Source organism: Micromonospora coriariae (genome assembly GCF_900091455.1).
Taxonomy (GTDB): Bacteria; Actinomycetota; Actinomycetes; order Mycobacteriales; family Micromonosporaceae; genus Micromonospora; species Micromonospora coriariae.
In genome coordinates this window covers 2,974,093-2,990,658 of record NZ_LT607412.1, presented here as the reverse complement: position 1 = coordinate 2,990,658, position 16,566 = coordinate 2,974,093, and the positions used below count along the sequence as shown (strand labels likewise).

Here is a 16,566-nt window from a genome sequence, read left to right as displayed (position 1 = left end):
GGGCGCGGGGCGGGGCGCGGGGCGGGGGGGCGGTGGGGTTAGGGGGTGGGGGTGAGGAGGCGGGCGCGGACGGCGTCTGCTTCGGCGCGTTCGCTGCGCTGCTCGGTGGCGTACGCCAGACGGACCGCCTCGTCCGCACAGGACAGGGCCTCCGCCGGGCGCCCGCAGGCGGCCAGCGCCTCGGCCAGCACGATGGCCGCGATCACCTGGCTGCGTACGTCCTCGGCCGGTGCGGTGACCGCCCGCCGCGCCCAGTCCAGCGCCTGGTCCCGCTGACCGTGGGCGAGCAGCGCCGACGCGTACCGGGCCATCGTCTGGCGGCGGGAGAAGAGCAGCGACGGTGCGTTCGCGGCGGCGGTGGCCACCGGGGCGAGCAGCCCGACCGCGGTCGCCGAGTCGCCGGCCGCCAGCCGGGCGGTCGCCAGCAGGACCCGGGGTGCGACCTGCGCCGGAGCCTGCGGGTTGTGCGGCTCCACGGCGGTCAGGACCGCGCGGGCGGCCTGCTCGGCGGTCTCGCAGTCGCCCATGTCCAGCGCCACGAAGCCCCGCAGCGTGCCGGCCATCCCGGTGAGCAGCGGGTGCGAGGTCCGGTCGGCGTACGCCAGGGCGTCGGTGAGCAGGTCGGCCGCGTGCTCCGGCTCGCCCAGCCCGCGCGCCACCACGGCCCGGACCACCAGCGCGAACCCGCGCCCCCAGTCGTCGGAGGCGGCGGCGAACTCCCGGTAGGCGCGCCGGGCCTCCCGGTCCGCCTCGGCCAGGTCGCCCAGCTCGGCTGTGGCGAACGCCGCCACCGCCCGCAGGGTGCCCACCGCCCACGCCTCGCCGACCCGCTCGCCGAAGGGCAGGAAGACCCGGGCCAGCCGGCCCGCCTCGCGTAGCCGGCCCGCGAGCAGCCGGGCGAACGCCGTCGTGCCCCGCAGCCAGGCCCGCCCGTACGGATCCTTCAGCTCGGCGAAGAGCCGGGCGGCCCGGCCGAGCACCGCGTCGGTGCCGGCGAAGTCGCCCCTGGTGGTGGTCACCCAGGCCAGGTTCTGCAACGACCAGGCCTGCCCGCGCCGGTCCTGCGCGCCGAGGCTGACCTGGTACGCGGCGGCCAACCGGCTGCTCGCCTGACTCAGCCGTCCGGTCACGAAGTCGGCCATGCCGAGCCGGCGCATCGCCGAGGCGCGCAGGGTGGGCAGCCCGCCGGCCGTGGCCACCTGCAACGCCTCCTGCCAGGCGGCCACCGCCCGGCCCTGGTCGCCGAGGGTCTGCTGGGCCTGCCCGGCGAGCAGCAGGGCGCTGGCCCGAACGGCCTCGTCTCCCGCGTTCGCGGCGATCTTCTCGGCGTAGGCGAGCGCGTCGACGACCCGGCCGATCTGGAGCAGCGCCCGGGCGTGCACCACCCGGTCGGCCGCCGGCACCCCGTCGCGGGCCAGTTCGGTGGCGCGCTCGGCGTACTCCACGGCCAGGGCCGGCTCGCCGGCCGACAGCGACCGGCGGGCGGCCCGGCCCAGCGCGGCGACCCCGAGCGGGGCCACCGCGCGGGCCGGCGCGTCCGGACGGAGCTTCACCGCGTCCGCGAGCCTGGCGGCCCGTTCGACGTGGGTGGCCACGAAGTCGTCCCGGGCCTCGTCGGTGAATCCGCCCGGCGTGCCGGCGGCGGCGTCGTCCCGCGGTGCCGCCCAGCGGGCCAGCGCGGCGTGCCGCTCGGCCAGCTCCGCCTTGCTCACCCCCGCGTACGCGGCCTCCCGCATCAGCGGAGTGGCGAACGCGTAGCCGAGGCGGGTGCGGTGCAGCATCCGGCGTTGCAGCAGCTCGTCGACGGCCCGGTCGAGTTCCACCGCGGCCACGGCCGAGGGCCGGCCATCGCGGCCGCCGTGCTGCTCGCGCAGCGCCTCCAGTGCACCGGTCGGGACCGTGTCACCGATGACCGCGGCGTCGCGCAGCACAGCGCGGGCGTCCGGCGGCAGCGCGTCGATCCGGGCGGCGAGCACCGCGGCGAGGTCGCGGGAGAGCAGCCGGCTGCCCAGCGAGCCGGGCACCAGCCGCCAGCCGGCCGCCGAGCCCTGATCCCGCTCACCGGAGGCGGCGCGGACACCACGGGCCGGCTCCACCGTGTCGCGGACACCGCGCACGGGCTCCACAGTGGTGAGCGCCCCGCGCTCGATCAGCAGGGTGACCAGCTCGGCCAGGTAGAAGGGGTTGCCCTGTGCGGTGGCGAGCAGTCGGTCCGCGTCGGCCGGCGGCAGCTTGCCGCCTCCGAGGTAGCTGGTGAGCAGCCGGGCCGCGTCGGCACCACGCAGCGGCGGCAGGGAGTGCACCTCGGCGTCCGCGACCCGGGTCAGCGCGCCGGCGGTACGGACCAGCTCGGGGCGCCCGAGCAGCAGCACCAGCACCGGGCCGGTGAGCCGGGACAGGGTCAGCCCGAGGGCGCGGATCGTCTCGGCGGTGGCGTCGTGCAGATCGTCCACCACGATCACCAGCGGCGCCTCGGCGGCGAGCCCGCTGAGCAGGTCGGCGACCGCGTTCGGCACCGCCTCGGCGTCGGCCGCCGGCATGCCCGCGCCCCATTCGCCGTTGTCGGTGCCGCCGTGCGCGGGAAGTTCGGCATAGCCGAGCAGCGCGAGCAGCTGGTCGGTGGCGATCGGTGCGGTCTCTCCACCGGCTCGGGCGAGCCGCTGGCCGAGTCGGCGAAACCGCTCCTCGACGGCCGGCCGGGTCAGCGCGGTGGCCGCGTCACCGGGCAGGCCGACCGCGGCGCGGACCAGATCGGCCAACGGCGCGAGCCGGCGCCGCTCACCGAAGGCGGCGCAGCGCACCGAGAGCACCCGGGCACCGGTGTGCGCGGCGTACCGGCCGGCGCCGACGTCGTATCCGGCGGCGAGCCGTTCCACCTCGGCCGCGAAGCGGGACTTGCCGATGCCCGCCTCGGCGGTCATCAGCAGCACCCGCGGGTCACCCTGGTCGATCACCTCGGCGAGCCGGCCGGCGACCCGACCTATCTCGGTCTCCCGGCCCACGTAGGGTGCCTCGTCGCCGAGCCCCGACCGGGTGCCCGGCGCGTCCAGCAGACCCAGCAGCTCGTACGCCTCGACCGGTTCACGCTTGCCCTTGAGTCGCAGCGGGCGCAGCGCCCGCCACGAGGCCACGTGCCGGGTGGCGGCGGAGGTCCGCCCGCCGGCGTAGACGGCGCCGACCGCGGCGGCGTCAGCCAGCCGGGCGGCGGTGTTCACCGTGTCCCCGATGACCGTGTACTCGATGGCGGCCTGGATGCCCGCGATGACGTCGCCGGTGTTCAGCCCGACCCGCAGCCCGAGCGGCGCGCCGCCGCCCCGCTCGTCGTCGAGCACCCGACGGACGGCCCGCTGCATGGACAGGGCGGCCCGGACGGCCCGCTCGGCGTCGTCCTCGTGCGCCACCGGAGCGCCGAAGACCGCCATGATCCCGTCTCCGGTCAGCTTGTCTACGTGGCCGCCGAAGGTCTTCACGGCCCCGGCGAGGGCGGCGAGCACCCGGTCGGTTACCGCCCCGACGCGTTCCGGGTCGAGGTCCTCCGACCAGGAGGTGAATTCGGAGAGGTCGCCGAAGAGCACGGTGACCACCCGGCGCTCGGCCGCCGGCAACGTCGCGGCGGCCGGCAGCGCGGCCCCGCAGTTGTGGCAGAACCGCGCGCCGGGAACGGCGACGGTTCCGCACACGGGGCAGGTCACGTCTGCTCCAACCCACTGACCCGGGGCTCGGATTCCCCGGAGCCGACGCCGAGGTACTCAAGCTGGGCGCGGACCGACCACTCGGCGGCCCACCAGAGCGAGCGGTCCACGTCCGCGTAGACCGCGGCGACCACCTCACCGGGGGTGTGTGCGCCCGCGGCGACGGCCGCCCGGACCTGGTCGAGCCGGGCCCGGCGGTGGGCGAGGTAGAACTCGGCGGCGGCGGCGCAGTCGGCCAGCGCCGGGCCGTGCCCGGGCAGCGCCGGGATCCCGCGGTACGCGGTGAGCAGCTCCAGGCTGGTCAGGTAGTCGCCGAGGTGCCCGTCGGGGTGCGCCACCACGGTGGTGCCCCGGCCCAGGATGGTGTCACCGGTGAGCACCACCCGCTCGTCGCCGCACTCGACCAGGAAGCAGACCGAGTCGGCGGTGTGCCCCGGGGTGTCCAGCAGACGGATCTTCAGGCCGACGCCGTCGAAGTGCTCGCCCGGCTCGGTCAACGGCGCACCGCCGATCGCGTGCGTCGGGTCGACGGCGAGGACGTGCACGCCGCCGAGCAGCTCACTCAGCCGCGGCGCGCCCTCGGTGTGGTCGGAATGGCCGTGAGTGATCAACACGAAGCCGACCGGCGCGTGCGCGGCGATCGCGGCCAGGTGCCCCTCGTCGGCCGGTCCGGGGTCGATCACCACCGCCGGCTCGCCCGGGGCCGCACGCAGCACCCAGGTGTTTGTGCCGTCGAGGGTCATCGGGCCCGGGTTCGGCGCACGCAGCAGCCTCACCCAGCTCGGCAGCTCGTCGGCGAGGGCGGCCGCCGGCGCCGTCACGTGCCCGCTCATGGCTGCGATCGTACGGCCCCGCTCGCCACACCCCGCGATCTTGCACTTGCGGTCCCTGATTCGTCCCCGTTCAGGGCTTTCATCCGACCAGGAAGCGCACGATCGCGGGGGCGGCGACGCGTCAGGCGACCTCGAGGATCAGTTCGATCTCCACCGGGGCGTCCAGGGGAAGCTCGGCCACCCCGACGGCGCTGCGGGCGTGGCGGCCGGCCTCACCGAAGACTGTGCCCAGTAGGTCGGAGGCGCCGTTGATCACCGCGGGCTGGCCGGTGAAGCCGGGCGCGGAGGCCACGAAACCGGTCAGCTTGACCACCTTGACCACGTTCTCCAGACCGACCAGCGAGTCGACCGCCGCCAGCGCGTTGAGCGCGCACCGCTGGGCCAGATCCTTCGCCTGCTCGCCGGAGATCCCGGCGCCGACCTTACCGGTGGCCAGCAGCTTGCCCTCGACGATCGGCAGCTGCCCGGAGACGTACACGTGCTGCCCGGACTGCACGGCCGGCACGTAGCTGGCCACCGGCGGCACCACCTCGGGCAGTTCAAGACCCAGCTCGGCGAGCTTCGCGTGCGGACCGTTGCTCATGCCTTGGGCCGCTTCAGGTACGCGACCAGCTGGTCCGGGTTCGGCCCGGGGATCACGGCGACGAGTTCCCACCCGTCCTCGCCCCAGTTGTCGAGGATCTGCTTGGTCGCGTGGACCAGCAGCGGGACCGTGGAGTATTCCCACTTCTGCATCGCTGGAGGGCTCCCTCTCGGTGCGGACGTATTCGAGGCACAGCCTACGGTCCGCTGGCGGGGCGAGGTGCGGGACGCTGCTCCGGCGCGGCCGGCAGCTCCCCGCAGGGCCCCTCGTGCTCGTACCCCTGCGGGCAGCGGGAGCGGTCGGGCAGCAGCAGGTCGCAGAAGACCCGGTGCCGGTTGTTCTGGTCGTCGGCGTTGGAAACGGTGGTCTCACCGGCGTCCAGCTCCGGCAGGAAACCCAGGGACACCGCGACCCGACCGGCCAGCGCGGTCGCCGCCGCCAGGTCGGGCACCCGGATCGGCAGGTGGATGACGAAGCCCGGCTCCTCGTCGTCCCGGCCCCGCTCAGCGGGGCGACCCGACGCCAGAACCACCTCGGTCGGCTCCGGCGCCCGGCGGTACGACCGCTCGTTGACCGGCGGGCTGCCGACCGGCCCGTCAGCCTCGCCGCGAGACCCGGACCGGCGCGGCCGGTCGTTGGCCGGGAACTGGGTGCGAGGGATGTTGTCCACGTCGCGCATGCACTGCCTCCGGTCGTACCTGTCGGATCACGCCTCCGGTCCGGACCATCCATCCGCCCCGACCCCCGCACCCGGGATCGAAGGTAGGTCCGCTGCCGCAGTCCCGCCAACAGGACGCGCACGGCCGGTAACCCCCAGTCACATATGCGACACATCGCAGGTGAGAGGCCGGACCGGGCACCGCGCCGAGGATCCGGTCCGCCAGATCGGTCGCCCGCACGGGGCGGCAGGGGCGACACCGGTTCGATGATTGACCGCTACCCTTCCGGTCGGACGGTCGTATCAGCGCCGGCCACCCGCTCGATCACGCTCGGCGCCAGGGGTGGCGGCGGGCGCCGCACCCCCCGGGGGAAAGACATGACCCAACCGCCCAGCGGCGACCAGGCCGGGCCGCCCGCAGTGCCGCCGGCCCACCCGGATCCCGCCGGTCCGGCCGTTCCCGACCAGCCGGCCCCCACGGCACAGCCCGGCCCGCTCGCCCTACCCGCCCAGCCCGACAGGCCGGCGCTCCCGGCGTCCCCCGGCGGGCCGGTCTTCCCGGCGTCCCCGGCCGGGTCGACCTTCCCCACCCAACCGACTCTGCCCGGGCAACCCGGCGCTGCTGGTGGCACGCGCCAGCCCGAGGGCCCGGGCGGCTCGGCCCCGGCACCGGGTGCCCAGGACCCGTCGGCGATCCCGTCACCCCCGCCCGGCTACCCCCCGTACCCGGGCACCGCCGCACCCAGGAAGAAGCGCGGCCTGCTGATCGCGGCCATCGCGCTCGTCGTGATCATGGTGCTCTGCGTGGGCGGCGGCGTGGTGGCGTTCCTGACCCTGCGCAACGCCGAGACCGGCGAGGGAGCGAAGGAACCGGCGGTCGCCGTCGACGAGTTCCTCACAGCGGTCTACAAGGATCGCGACGCGACCAAGGCGGCCAGCCGCGTCTGCGCGGCCTCCCGGGACGACGAGAAGATCGCCGCGAAGGTCGCCGAGGTGCAGAAGTACGCCGCCGAGTACAAGAACCCCCGCTTCCGGTGGACCAGCCCGAAGGTGGACAACCAGACCGGGGCACGGGCCACCGTCTCCACCCGGATCACCATGACGACCTCGGACGAGAAGGTGGCCGACCAGGACCTGCGCTTCACGGTGGTGCAGAAGTCGGGTTGGTGGGTCTGCGAGGTCGCGTGACCGGCAGGCCTGGATAGGCTCGACGGGTGCGTGCAGCTGAGCGGCCGACCGACCCGGCCGGTACCGGATGGTCGGCCCGTCTCCACGTGGTGACCGGCAAGGGTGGCACCGGCAAGACCAGCGTGGCGGCGGCGCTGGCCCTGGCGCTGGCCGCCGGCGGCCGGCGCACCCTGCTGGTGGAGGTCGAGGGGCGGCAGGGCATCGCCCAGCTCTTCGGCATCGACCCGCTGCCGTACGAGGAGCGGCACCTCGCTGACGCCCCGGGCGGCGGTGAGGTGCGCGCGCTGGCGGTGGACGCCGAGGAGGCGTTGCTCGAATACCTCGACATGTTCTACAAGCTGGGTGCGGCCGGTCGGGCGCTGCGCAAGCTCGGCGCCATCGATTTCGCCACCACCATCGCCCCGGGCCTGCGCGACGTGCTGCTCACCGGCAAGGCGAAGGAGGCCACCACCCGCACGTCCGGGCAGCGGCGCGTTTACGACGCGGTGGTGCTGGACGCACCGCCGACCGGGCGGATCGGCCGGTTCCTCAACGTCACGGCCGAGACGGCCCGGCTGGCCAAGGTGGGCCCGATCAAGACCCAGAGCGAGGGGGTCGCGGCGCTGCTGCGGTCCCCGATAACCGCGGTGCACGTGGTCACGCTGCTGGAGGAGATGCCGGTGCAGGAGACGGTGGACGCCATCGCCGACCTGACCTCGCTCGGCTTCGGGATCGGGCGGGTGATCGTCAACGGCACGCGGCCACCGGTGCCCTCCGGCCGGGCGGTCACCGCGGCCGAGCTGAGGCGCGGGCTGGTCGCCGCCGGGCTGCCGGCCGACCGGGAAACCGTCGCCGGCCTGCACGACGAGGCGCGTGACCAGCTCATCCGGCGCGAGTTGGAGGATTCACTGCGGGCCGAGCTGGTGGAGCTGGGGCTGCCGATGACCGAGCTGCCGTTGCTCACCGACGGGGTGGACCGGGCGGGGCTCGCGACGCTGGCTCAGGCTCTCCTCCGGGCGGATTGACTCACACCTGAGGTCGGCACGGGCGCATGGACCCACCCGGCCCGATACGCTCGATTGGTGCCTTCCGAAGACGCGGCGCCGCAGCTGGACGTCGACAAGATCCTCGCCGACCCGGGCGTGCGGATCGTCGTGTGTTGCGGTGCCGGCGGGGTGGGAAAGACGACCACGGCCGCCGCGCTGGCGCTGCGGGCCGCCGAGCACCACGGCCGACGCACGGTGGTGCTCACCATCGACCCGGCCCGCCGGTTGGCCCAGTCACTGGGCCTGACCGAGCTGGACAACACGCCCCGCCAGGTCAAGGGGATCGACGTCGAGACCAGCGGCGGCGAACTGCACGCCATGATGCTGGACATGAAGCGCACCTTCGACGACGTGGTGCTGCAGCACACCGATCCGGCGAAGGCGGCGGACATCTTCGCCAACCCCTTCTACCAGGCGATGAGTTCGACCTTCGCCGGCACACAGGAATACATGGCGATGGAGAAGCTCGGCCAGTTGCACGCCCGGGGCGAGTGGGACCTGATCGTCGTGGACACGCCGCCGTCCCGCTCCGCGCTCGACTTCCTGGACGCGCCGGCCCGGCTCTCCCGCTTCCTCGACGGCCGCATGCTGCGACTGCTGCTGGCACCGGCCCGCAGCGGTGGGCGGAGCATGTTCAGCCTGGTCACCGCCTCGTTCGGGATGTTCTCGAAGGTGGTGCAGAAGGTGCTCGGCGCGCAGCTGCTCACCGACCTGTCCGGCTTCGTGGCCGCGCTGGACTCCATGTTCGGCGGTTTCCGCCAGCGGGCCGAGCAGACGTACCGCATCCTCCAGGCACGGGAGACGGCCTTCGTGCTGGTCGCGGCGCCGGAGCCGGACGCGGTCCGGGAGGCCGCCTACTTCGCCGGCCGACTGCGGGAGGAGAACATGCCGCTGGCCGGCCTGGTGCTCAACCGGGTGCACCGGCCCGCGGTGCCGGAGCTGGACGCCGAACGGAGCCGGGCCGCCGCGGAGCGGCTGGCCGAGGTGGGTGGGCACGAGGCCACCGCCGACGTGCTGCGGGCGCACGCCGCGCTGGCCCGCCAGGCGGTACGCGAGCAGCAGGTGGCCGCGCGGTTCACCGAGGCGTTCCCGGCGGTGCCAGCGGTGTCGGTGACGGCGCAACCCGCCGACGTGCACGACGTCGACGGGTTGCGGACGATCGGCGCGGCGATCAGCCGGCCGTGACCGGCGTCAGGTGGCCGCGCTGACGAGGATCTTGTCCTTGCCGGCCTTGTCCTTGCTGTTCTTCTTCATCGCGGCCTCGAACATCTTGCGCCAGCTCGTCACCTGCGGGTGACGACGCAGTAGCGCTCGGCGTTCGCGTTCGGTCATGCCACCCCACACACCGAACTCGATCCGGTTGTCCAGCGCGTCGGCCAGGCACTCGTACCGAACTGGGCAGCTCCGGCAGATCCGCTTCGCCACGTTCTGTTCGGCGCCCTGTACGAACAACGCGTCCGGGTCCCCGTTCTGACACGCCGCCAGCGACGGCCAGTCAGTGATCATGCCCATGTGTACACGTCCCCCCTTGCAGTACCTACCGACCTCGATGCACGTCAGCCGGCAATTCCCCCCGATCGCCCGGCTCGCCTTCCCCAAGGCGGCGCGAACGACATGTGGCGCTGTCGCCGTCCCCCATCATGCTCTGTAGTCGACTGATTACGCAACGTTGTCGACGAAATCCATCATTCCGGACACTCCCGGCTTCCCGGGCGCTCGACCGCCGGTTACCCCGTCGAGGTCGGCGAAAACGCTGCGCCGCCTCCTTCGATCGGTGGAGACTCACGCCAGGTCAGACGCAACCACGCACCGGGGGTCGTGCGTTTAGCACAACGAGGGCAGCGCGCGCAGGAAATGGGGAAACAACTCCCCGGCGCCCCTCGTTCCCTACTCGCGTACCCTGCTGAGGTGACCTGGATGCGGAAACGTGACCACAATGTGCTGACCAACGCCGCATCGCTGCTCGTGTGCGGCCTGTTGGCCGGCGTGGTGGTCGCCGCGGCGGCCTTCCCCGCGGTGGCGATGTCCGGCCTGGCCGCCAAGGCCGGCGCCGAGACCTTCGGCGCCCTGCCCACGGAGCTGACGGTGGCCCGCGCGCCACAGATCAGCTACCTGTACGCCTCGGACGGCAAGACACCGCTGGCGATCATGTACGACGAGAACCGGCGCGACGTGAAGCTCCCCGACATCTCGCCGTACATGCAGAAGGCCATCATCGCGGCCGAAGACCATGACTTCTACAAGCACAACGGCGTCGACATCAACGGTGTCGCCCGCGCGTTCGTGAACAACCAGAACGAGAGCGCCGGCCGGCAGGGCGCCTCGACGCTGACCATGCAGTACGTCCGGCTGGCCATCGCGTACTCGGCCACCCACCCGGCCGACGTGGTCGCGGCGACCGAGGACACCAGCGCCCGCAAGCTCCGTGAGATGCGGCTGGCCCTGCAGGTCGACAAGGAGTTCACCAAGGACGAAATCCTCACCCGCTACCTCAACCTGGCCTCGTTCGGCAACGGCGCGTACGGCGTCTTCGCCGCCAGCCAGGTCTACTTCGGCAAGCCGCCGAGCAAGCTGAAGATCGAGGAAGCGGCGCTGCTGGCCGGGATGGTGAAGGCGCCGACCACCAACGACCCGACCACCAAGGCGGGCTTCCCGCTCGCGCTGAACCGACGCAACTACGTCATCCAGAACATGGTCGACATCAAGGCCATCAGCCAGCAGGAGGCCGACGCGGCCAAGGCGACCAAGCTCGTGGTGAAGGACAAGCGCACCCCGAACGGCTGCGTCGCCGCCAACGTCAACAGCTGGGGCTTCTTCTGCGACTACTTCTACCGCTGGTGGATGCAGCAGGAGACGTTCGGCTCGACCTCGTACGACCGGGAGCGGCGGCTGAAGAGCGGCGGCTACAACATCGTGACCTCGCTCGAGGTTCAGGCGCAGAACGGCGCGGACCGGGCGGTCCGCAGGGCCAAGAGCGAGAACAGCAAGGAAGCCGCCATGGTCGCGGTGGTCGAGCCCGGCAGCGGCCGGGTCCGGGCGCTCGCGGTCAACCGGCAGTTCAAGCTGGACGACCCGAAGAACCCGAAGAACAAGCTGTCCAGCGATCCCGCGAAGAAGCGGAAGGGCATCCGGGGCAACTATCCGGCGACGGTCAACCCGCTGCTCACCGGCGGCGACGGCATCACCGGCTACCAGGCCGGGTCGACCTTCAAGATCTTCACGATCCTGGCGGCGCTGGAGAAGGGCATCCCGCTCAGCTACACCATCAACGCGCAGCAGCAGTTCAAGTCGGAGTACGTCGTCAAGCAGGGCAGCCCCGCCGCCTGCAAGGGCACCCACTTCTACTGCCCGACCAACTCCAACCAGAAGCCCGGCGGCGTGCAGACCATGTGGAGCGCGTTCGCCCAGTCGGTCAACACCTACTTCGTCCCGCTACAGCAGCAGGTGGGTGCGGAGAACGTGGTCGACGCCGCCAAGCGGGCCGGCATCAACTTCCGGGTCAGCGAGGAAAACGACTGGGCCAACAACAAGGCGTACGCCCACGACTGGGGAGCGTTCACCCTCGGTGTCTCGTCGGCGACCCCGCTCGACCTGGCCAACGCGTACGCGACCATCGCGGCGGACGGCAAGTACTGCGAGCCGATCCCGGTCCAGGAGATCCGCGACCCGGAGGGCAAGAAGCTGGACATCGCCAACCCGCGCTGCGAGAAGCGGTTCAGCACCGACGTGGCCCGAGCCGCCGTGGACGCCGCCCGCTGCCCGGTCGGTGACAACTCCAGCACCAGCAAGTGCGGCGGCAGCCGCACCGCCGGCGTCGTGAAGGGCGTCGTCAAAGCGCCGGTGGCCGGCAAGTCCGGCACCACCGACTCGGAGAAGACCGCAGCCCTGGTCGCGATGACCAAGCAGTACTCGGTGGCCGGCATCATGGCCGACCCGGACTGGCCACAGACCAACGTCGAGATGAAGCACAAGGAGAAGGACGGCATCAACCCGCCGGTGTACGAGACGCTTCGGGACGCCATGAAGCACAAGCCGCGCGTCAACTTCGAACCGCCGGGCCGCAAGATCGCCGAGGGTGACCAGCGCAGCATCCCCGACGTGAAGTGCTCGTCGGTGGACAGCGCGAAGTCCCGGCTCAGGAACGCCAGCTTCGAGCCGGTCGTCTCCGACACGAAGGTGACCTCGACGTGCCCGGCCGGCACCGCCGCCGGCACCAGCCCGGACGGGCGCACCATCAAGGGCGGGGTGGTCACCATCCAGGTCAGCAGCGGCGGCGGGACTCCGCCGCCGGGTGGCACCACGCCCGGCAACCCGGACCAACCCGGCAACCGGCCTGGTCGACCCGGCACGGGCCGCCCCGGCGGCTGAGGCGACCGAGCAGGACCAATGAAACGGGCGGACACCCTCGGGTGCCCGCCCGTTTCGTCTGCCCGGACTGTGCGCGCGGTATCGGAACCCCGCCGGTCCGGGTGCCGCCGGTGTCAGAGGCCGAGCTGGCGGCGTACCTCGGCGGCCACCCGACCACCCTCGGCCTGGCCGGCCACCGCGGCCTGGGCCGCCTTCATCGCCGGGCCCATCTGGGCCTTACCGGTGAAGCCGCCCGCGGCGAGCGCCCCCGACACCAGCTCGGTCAACTCGGCGTCCGAGAGCTGCTTGGGCAGGTAGCGGTCCAGCACCTCACCCTCGGCGGTCTCCTTCGCCGCCTGCTCGGCGCGGCCCGCGTCGGCGAAGGCGGTGGCCGCCTCCCGGCGCTTCTTCGCCTCCTTGGTCAGCACCGCGAGCACCTCGTCGTCGGTGAGCTCGCGCTTGGCCTTGCCGGCGACCTCGGCGGTGCCGACGGCGGCCAGGGCCATCCGTAGCGTGGAGGTGGTCAGCTCGTCGCGCGCCTTGAGCGCGGAACGCATGTCGGCAGTGAGGCGGTCCTTCAGCGTGCTCATGGACGGTCAAACTACCCTGAACGGCATGCGAAAGCGCACACTATTCCGGCTCGCCGCCGGAACCGCCGCGGTCGGAGCGGCCACCCTCGCGTACGCGTCACTCGTCGAGCGCAACAGGTTCACCCTGCGGCGGTACGACGTACCGATGCTGCCGGCCGACGCGGAGCCGCTGCGCGTGCTCCACCTGTCGGACCTGCACATGATGCCCGACCAGGCGCGCAAGCAGCACTGGGTGGCGTCGCTGGCCGCCCTCGACCCGGACCTGGTCGTGGTGACCGGCGACAACATGGCGCACCCGGGGGCGGTGCCCGGGGTGCTGCGGGCGCTGCAACCGCTGCTGGACTACCCGGGCGCCTTCGTGTTCGGCTCCAACGACTACACCGGGCCCGTATGGAAGAACCCGTTCACCTACTTCCTGCCCGACCGGGAGTACACCGAGGGCGTCGACCTGCCCTACAAGGAGCTGCGGCAGGTGTTCACCGGCGCCGGCTGGTTGGACCTGAACAACGCCCGCAGCATGCTCAAGGCCGGCGGTCGGCAGATCGACCTGGTGGGCGTGGACGACCCGCACATCGAGCGGGACGACTACGGGGCCGTGGACGGCGCCATCTCGTCCTCGGCGGACCTGTCCATCGCAATGGCGCACTCCCCCGAACCGCGGGTGCTGGACCAGATGGCCGCGGACGGCTTCGGGCTGCTGCTGGCCGGGCACACCCACGGCGGGCAGGTCTGCGTACCCGGCGTCGGTGCGTTGGTGACCAACTGCGGGCTGCCCCGCTCGATGGCGAGCGGGCTGCACCGGTGGCCGGGCTCGGACTCCTGGCTGCACGTCTCCGCGGGCCTGGGCACCCACCCGACCGCCCCGGTCCGCTTCGCCTGCCCCCCCGAGGCGACAATCCTCACCCTGATCCCCCGCTGACCCGCCCCGGCGCGCCCGGTGCCGCGACCCGGCCGCCCTGCGTCAAGATCCACACGACTTCAGGGAAACAGCCGCCTCACCGCGCCGCGAGACCACAACATCCCTGACGTTGCGCGGATCTTGGCTGCTCCGGGCAGGGGCCGGCCGCCGGGGGTACCGAGTTTGACCATCGGGACGGGTGGGCTACTATTTGTCGGCACGCCTCGGGGTGTGGCGCAGCTTGGTAGCGCGCTTCGTTCGGGACGAAGAGGTCGTCGGTTCGAATCCGGCCACCCCGACCAGAGGTAAAGGTCAAGGCCCCTCCACCGAGGGGCCTTGATTCGTTTCCGGCGCTCACTGTTCTGCCGGAAGCAGCGAGAAGGCAGCTACCGACGCGAGCACCCTGCGATTCCCCGTCACGAGTCGCAGTAGATGGTGGGACGCGAGCGAGCGGATACGGTCCAGGTTCGGTAACCCCCGGCCGCTCACTGACACAAGTAGGGGTATGAGGGAAGTCAACGCCCGGGGAGCCGACTGGTTCCGCGGGATCTACGCGCGGCACTATCCAGACGTCGTGCGCTACGGACTGCGGCGACTCGACGGTCTGACGGCGGCGGAGGAACTTGCCCAGGAGGTGTTCCTGGTGGCCTGGCGGCGTCGGTCTGAACTTCCGGCGCGGACGTTGCCCTGGCTGTACGGGGTCGCTCGTCGGCTGTTGGCCAACCATTGGCGGGCCCAACGGGCCGTACCGCCGCCCGTGGAGCTGACCGAGGCTGCCGCGTTGGACCGCCATGACGGCGTCGTGCGGCTGGTCGACGTCCGTGCGGCGCTCAGCCGGCTGTCGGACGACGATCAGGAGATCCTGCGGCTGGTCGGCTGGGAACAGTCGTCGCTGAGCGAGGCGGCGCTGGTCCTGGGCTGCGGTGCGGCCACGGCCAAAGTGCGGCTGCACCGGGCTCGACGGCGGCTGACCGAGATGCTCCGGGAGCAGCCCGAACAGACCCCCTCACTCGACGGCCAGCTGGGAGGAGCGCGATGAACAAGCGAGTGCGGGAACTGCTGGAGGCCGCTGACCCGGCCCGTGGAATCCAGGTGGGGGCCGGTGACGTCGAGGAAGTATTGCGGCTCGCCAGCAACGACGTCACGTCGTACGGCGCCGTGGTACCTGTTCGGCGGGCGCGGCGACTCGTCACCGTCGGGGCGGCCTTCGCCGTGGTCGCCGTCGCGGCGATGACGGTCACGATCCTCCGGCCCACCGCCGGACCCGCCGGATCATCCCAGCCTCCGACTGTTCCGGGTGCCGCTGGCGTTCCGGCCCACTGCCTGAGCACGATCGCGGACCGGATGCGAGCCACGTCGTACGACGGACAGGCCGGACGGTATGAATACCTGCACCGGAGGGGGCAGGGCGGCAGCTCGATGGTGCAGCCGGGTAGCCGCACTCAGTTGGTGAGCGTGCTGTACAGCGAGGAGACGTCGCGGTGGCTCGCGGCTGACGGCTCGGGACGCCTGCGCACCGTGCGAGGAGCACCGACCTATCCGGACGACGCATCGCGGAACTTCTACGCCGAGCACCCAGAGATGATCCCGAACGAGGGTTCCGACACGGACGACCTGCGCCCGGGAGACTTCACCGTCCTGCCACTGCCGGCGCCGCAACCAGCGGCAATGGCTGAGGCGCTGTACCAGGCGCGGGAGAACGGACCGTCGCACGTCCTTGTCAGCGTCGCTGAGCTGAACAACGAGCGGGTCGTGGATTTTGCGCGTCGGGCTGCGGTGCTGCGGTTCCTCGCCGGAACGGACGGGGTGACCTGTCGCGATGAGCAGACTGATCCGGCAGGACGGACCGGGATCGTGGTGTCGGCCGACTTCGGCCGAGGTCCCCGGCCGAGCCCCGGCGACTGGGGCAGGGAGTATCTGCTTTTCGACCCGCAGACCGGGGAGTTGCTGGCCAGGGGTGGCGGCGCCAACTCCGCTGCCGGTGGTGTGACGTGGTCGACCGTGTACCTGGAACGGGGTTACACGGACGTGCTCGGCTGACGACGTCACCGCTGCTCGACGGGTGCGGGCCCGGTTGAACGCCCACAGCCCGTCGAGCGTTGCGGTAGAACTGTCGGGTGAGCCGAACCCGGCTGGAGGTGTTCAGTGATGCCGTCTTCGCGGTCGCGATCACGCTTCTCGCGCTGAATCTGGCGGTGGCCGGCCCGGGCCATGGCCCGCTCCTGCATCAGGTCGCGGACCACTGGTCATCATTCGTCGTCTACCTGATCAGCTTCGCCACGATCGGGCTCATCTGGGTCAACCACCACGCCCTCATCGACAACCTCGTCGTCATCGACCGGACCCTGGCCCTCCTCAACCTCGTCCTGCTGCTGTTCGTGGTTCTGATTCCGGTGGACACGGCGACGGTGGCCAAGTACCTCCCGCTGGGCGGGCAGGACGCCCAGGTGGCGGTGATTCTGTATGCGGCCGCCTTCCTGGGGATGGGGCTGAGCTTCGCCGGAATCTTCGAATGGACCCTGCGTCCGGGGCGGCTCCCGCAGCCGGTGCCGGAGCGGACCCGTTGGAAGGCGCGGCTGCGATTCGGGGCGGCGACGATCCTGTATCTGGCCGCGGTCGCCGTCGCCTTCGTCAGCCCGCTGGTGGCACTGGTCATCATCGCCGGCGTCCCCGTCTACTACATCTTCGAACGCGCCCCGGCGCTCGGCTCCCCCGCAGGAGCCCGGCAGCAGTGAGCGGTGGCCGGACGTCC

The 16,566-nt window shown here is 72.2% G+C and carries 15 protein-coding genes and 1 tRNA gene; 9 read left to right on the top strand and 7 right to left on the bottom strand.

The features are described 5' to 3' along the window. Nucleotides 1-38: 38 nt before the first annotated feature. The 5 genes from GA0070607_RS14020 to GA0070607_RS14000 all read right to left on the bottom strand — a co-directional run bounded on the left by GA0070607_RS14020 (nucleotide 39) and on the right by GA0070607_RS14000 (nucleotide 5,787). Nucleotides 39-3,692 carry an adenylate/guanylate cyclase domain-containing protein gene (locus tag GA0070607_RS14020; RefSeq protein ID WP_089018601.1) on the bottom strand — a complete coding sequence of 1,218 codons (3,654 nt, stop codon included), beginning with the start codon at nucleotides 3,690-3,692 and terminating at the stop codon, nucleotides 39-41. Further along, nucleotides 3,689-4,525: an MBL fold metallo-hydrolase gene (locus tag GA0070607_RS14015; protein WP_089018600.1), complete on the bottom strand. Its 837-nt coding sequence runs from the start codon at nucleotides 4,523-4,525 to the stop codon at nucleotides 3,689-3,691. Before GA0070607_RS14015 ends, GA0070607_RS14020 begins: the two co-directional genes overlap by 4 nt. A 121-nt stretch (nucleotides 4,526-4,646) precedes the next feature. Next, nucleotides 4,647-5,108 carry a RidA family protein gene (locus tag GA0070607_RS14010; protein ID WP_089018599.1) on the bottom strand — a complete coding sequence of 154 codons (462 nt, stop codon included), beginning with the start codon at nucleotides 5,106-5,108 and terminating at the stop codon, nucleotides 4,647-4,649. Next, complete coding sequence (locus GA0070607_RS14005) at nucleotides 5,105-5,260, bottom strand: DUF4177 domain-containing protein (protein WP_088950574.1); 156 nt, start codon at nucleotides 5,258-5,260, stop codon at nucleotides 5,105-5,107. The genes GA0070607_RS14010 and GA0070607_RS14005 overlap by 4 nt, the downstream gene beginning before the upstream one ends. Before the next feature lie 44 nt (nucleotides 5,261-5,304). Continuing rightward, nucleotides 5,305-5,787, bottom strand: coding sequence for a hypothetical protein (locus tag GA0070607_RS14000; protein ID WP_089018598.1), 483 nt, complete (start codon nucleotides 5,785-5,787; stop codon nucleotides 5,305-5,307). A gap of 579 nt (nucleotides 5,788-6,366) precedes the next feature. On the opposite strand from GA0070607_RS14000, the gene GA0070607_RS13995 reads away from it, so the two are divergent. Genes GA0070607_RS13995 through GA0070607_RS13985 form a run of 3 tightly spaced genes read left to right on the top strand, consistent with a single transcriptional unit; the run spans nucleotide 6,367 to nucleotide 9,164 of the window. Continuing rightward, nucleotides 6,367-6,954: an Rv0361 family membrane protein gene (locus GA0070607_RS13995; protein ID WP_089021847.1), complete on the top strand. Its 588-nt coding sequence runs from the start codon at nucleotides 6,367-6,369 to the stop codon at nucleotides 6,952-6,954. A gap of 26 nt (nucleotides 6,955-6,980) precedes the next feature. Next, nucleotides 6,981-7,958 (top strand): ArsA-related P-loop ATPase, encoded by a 978-nt coding sequence (locus tag GA0070607_RS13990; protein WP_089018597.1) that lies wholly within the window; start codon nucleotides 6,981-6,983, stop codon nucleotides 7,956-7,958. A gap of 54 nt (nucleotides 7,959-8,012) precedes the next feature. Then, nucleotides 8,013-9,164: an ArsA family ATPase gene (locus GA0070607_RS13985; RefSeq protein WP_172899031.1), complete on the top strand. Its 1,152-nt coding sequence runs from the start codon at nucleotides 8,013-8,015 to the stop codon at nucleotides 9,162-9,164. A 6-nt stretch (nucleotides 9,165-9,170) separates the two neighbouring features. On the opposite strand, the gene GA0070607_RS13980 is transcribed toward GA0070607_RS13985, so the two are convergent. Continuing rightward, the gene (locus GA0070607_RS13980; protein ID WP_007466209.1) at nucleotides 9,171-9,491 is read right to left on the bottom strand and encodes a WhiB family transcriptional regulator; all 321 of its coding nucleotides are present in this window, start codon (nucleotides 9,489-9,491) and stop codon (nucleotides 9,171-9,173) included. Nucleotides 9,492-9,896: 405 nt separating this feature from the next. On the opposite strand from GA0070607_RS13980, the gene GA0070607_RS13975 reads away from it, so the two are divergent. Continuing rightward, nucleotides 9,897-12,347 (top strand): penicillin-binding protein, encoded by a 2,451-nt coding sequence (locus GA0070607_RS13975; RefSeq protein ID WP_089018595.1) that lies wholly within the window; start codon nucleotides 9,897-9,899, stop codon nucleotides 12,345-12,347. A 113-nt stretch (nucleotides 12,348-12,460) separates the two neighbouring features. On the opposite strand, the gene GA0070607_RS13970 is transcribed toward GA0070607_RS13975, so the two are convergent. After that, complete coding sequence (locus GA0070607_RS13970) at nucleotides 12,461-12,916, bottom strand: GatB/YqeY domain-containing protein (protein ID WP_074315185.1); 456 nt, start codon at nucleotides 12,914-12,916, stop codon at nucleotides 12,461-12,463. Between the two features lie 25 nt (nucleotides 12,917-12,941). Here GA0070607_RS13970 and GA0070607_RS13965 point away from each other — a divergent pair, with 25 nt between their 5' ends. The 5 genes from GA0070607_RS13965 (at nucleotide 12,942) to GA0070607_RS13945 (ending at nucleotide 16,549) form a co-directional block, all read left to right on the top strand. Continuing rightward, nucleotides 12,942-13,835 (top strand): metallophosphoesterase, encoded by an 894-nt coding sequence (locus GA0070607_RS13965; RefSeq protein ID WP_089018594.1) that lies wholly within the window; start codon nucleotides 12,942-12,944, stop codon nucleotides 13,833-13,835. Between the two features lie 204 nt (nucleotides 13,836-14,039). After that, nucleotides 14,040-14,116, top strand: a tRNA-Pro gene (locus tag GA0070607_RS13960). A 203-nt stretch (nucleotides 14,117-14,319) separates the two neighbouring features. Next, nucleotides 14,320-14,853: an RNA polymerase sigma factor gene (locus tag GA0070607_RS13955; protein WP_089018593.1), complete on the top strand. Its 534-nt coding sequence runs from the start codon at nucleotides 14,320-14,322 to the stop codon at nucleotides 14,851-14,853. Continuing rightward, complete coding sequence (locus GA0070607_RS13950; RefSeq protein WP_089018592.1) at nucleotides 14,850-15,854, top strand: CU044_5270 family protein; 1,005 nt, start codon at nucleotides 14,850-14,852, stop codon at nucleotides 15,852-15,854. Before GA0070607_RS13955 ends, GA0070607_RS13950 begins: the two co-directional genes overlap by 4 nt. Before the next feature lie 77 nt (nucleotides 15,855-15,931). Then, on the top strand, nucleotides 15,932-16,549 hold the full coding sequence (locus tag GA0070607_RS13945; protein WP_089018591.1) for a TMEM175 family protein: 618 nt from the start codon (nucleotides 15,932-15,934) through the stop codon (nucleotides 16,547-16,549). Nucleotides 16,550-16,566 lie beyond the last annotated feature (17 nt).

Bases quoted from the DNA above. Each gene is read 5' to 3' on its own strand.
- GA0070607_RS14015 (WP_089018600.1), bottom strand. From the start codon at position 4,525: ATGAGCGGGCACGTGACGGCGCCGGCGGCCGCCCTCGCCGACGAGCTG.
- GA0070607_RS14010 (WP_089018599.1), bottom strand. From the start codon at position 5,108: ATGAGCAACGGTCCGCACGCGAAGCTCGCCGAGCTGGGTCTTGAACTG.
- GA0070607_RS14005 (WP_088950574.1), bottom strand. From the start codon at position 5,260: ATGCAGAAGTGGGAATACTCCACGGTCCCGCTGCTGGTCCACGCGACC.
- GA0070607_RS14000 (WP_089018598.1), bottom strand. From the start codon at position 5,787: ATGCGCGACGTGGACAACATCCCTCGCACCCAGTTCCCGGCCAACGAC.
- GA0070607_RS13980 (WP_007466209.1), bottom strand. From the start codon at position 9,491: ATGGGCATGATCACTGACTGGCCGTCGCTGGCGGCGTGTCAGAACGGG.
- GA0070607_RS13975 (WP_089018595.1), top strand. From the start codon at position 9,897: ATGCGGAAACGTGACCACAATGTGCTGACCAACGCCGCATCGCTGCTC.
- GA0070607_RS13970 (WP_074315185.1), bottom strand. From the start codon at position 12,916: ATGAGCACGCTGAAGGACCGCCTCACTGCCGACATGCGTTCCGCGCTC.
- GA0070607_RS13965 (WP_089018594.1), top strand. From the start codon at position 12,942: ATGCGAAAGCGCACACTATTCCGGCTCGCCGCCGGAACCGCCGCGGTC.
- GA0070607_RS13955 (WP_089018593.1), top strand. From the start codon at position 14,320: ATGAGGGAAGTCAACGCCCGGGGAGCCGACTGGTTCCGCGGGATCTAC.
- GA0070607_RS13950 (WP_089018592.1), top strand. From the start codon at position 14,850: ATGAACAAGCGAGTGCGGGAACTGCTGGAGGCCGCTGACCCGGCCCGT.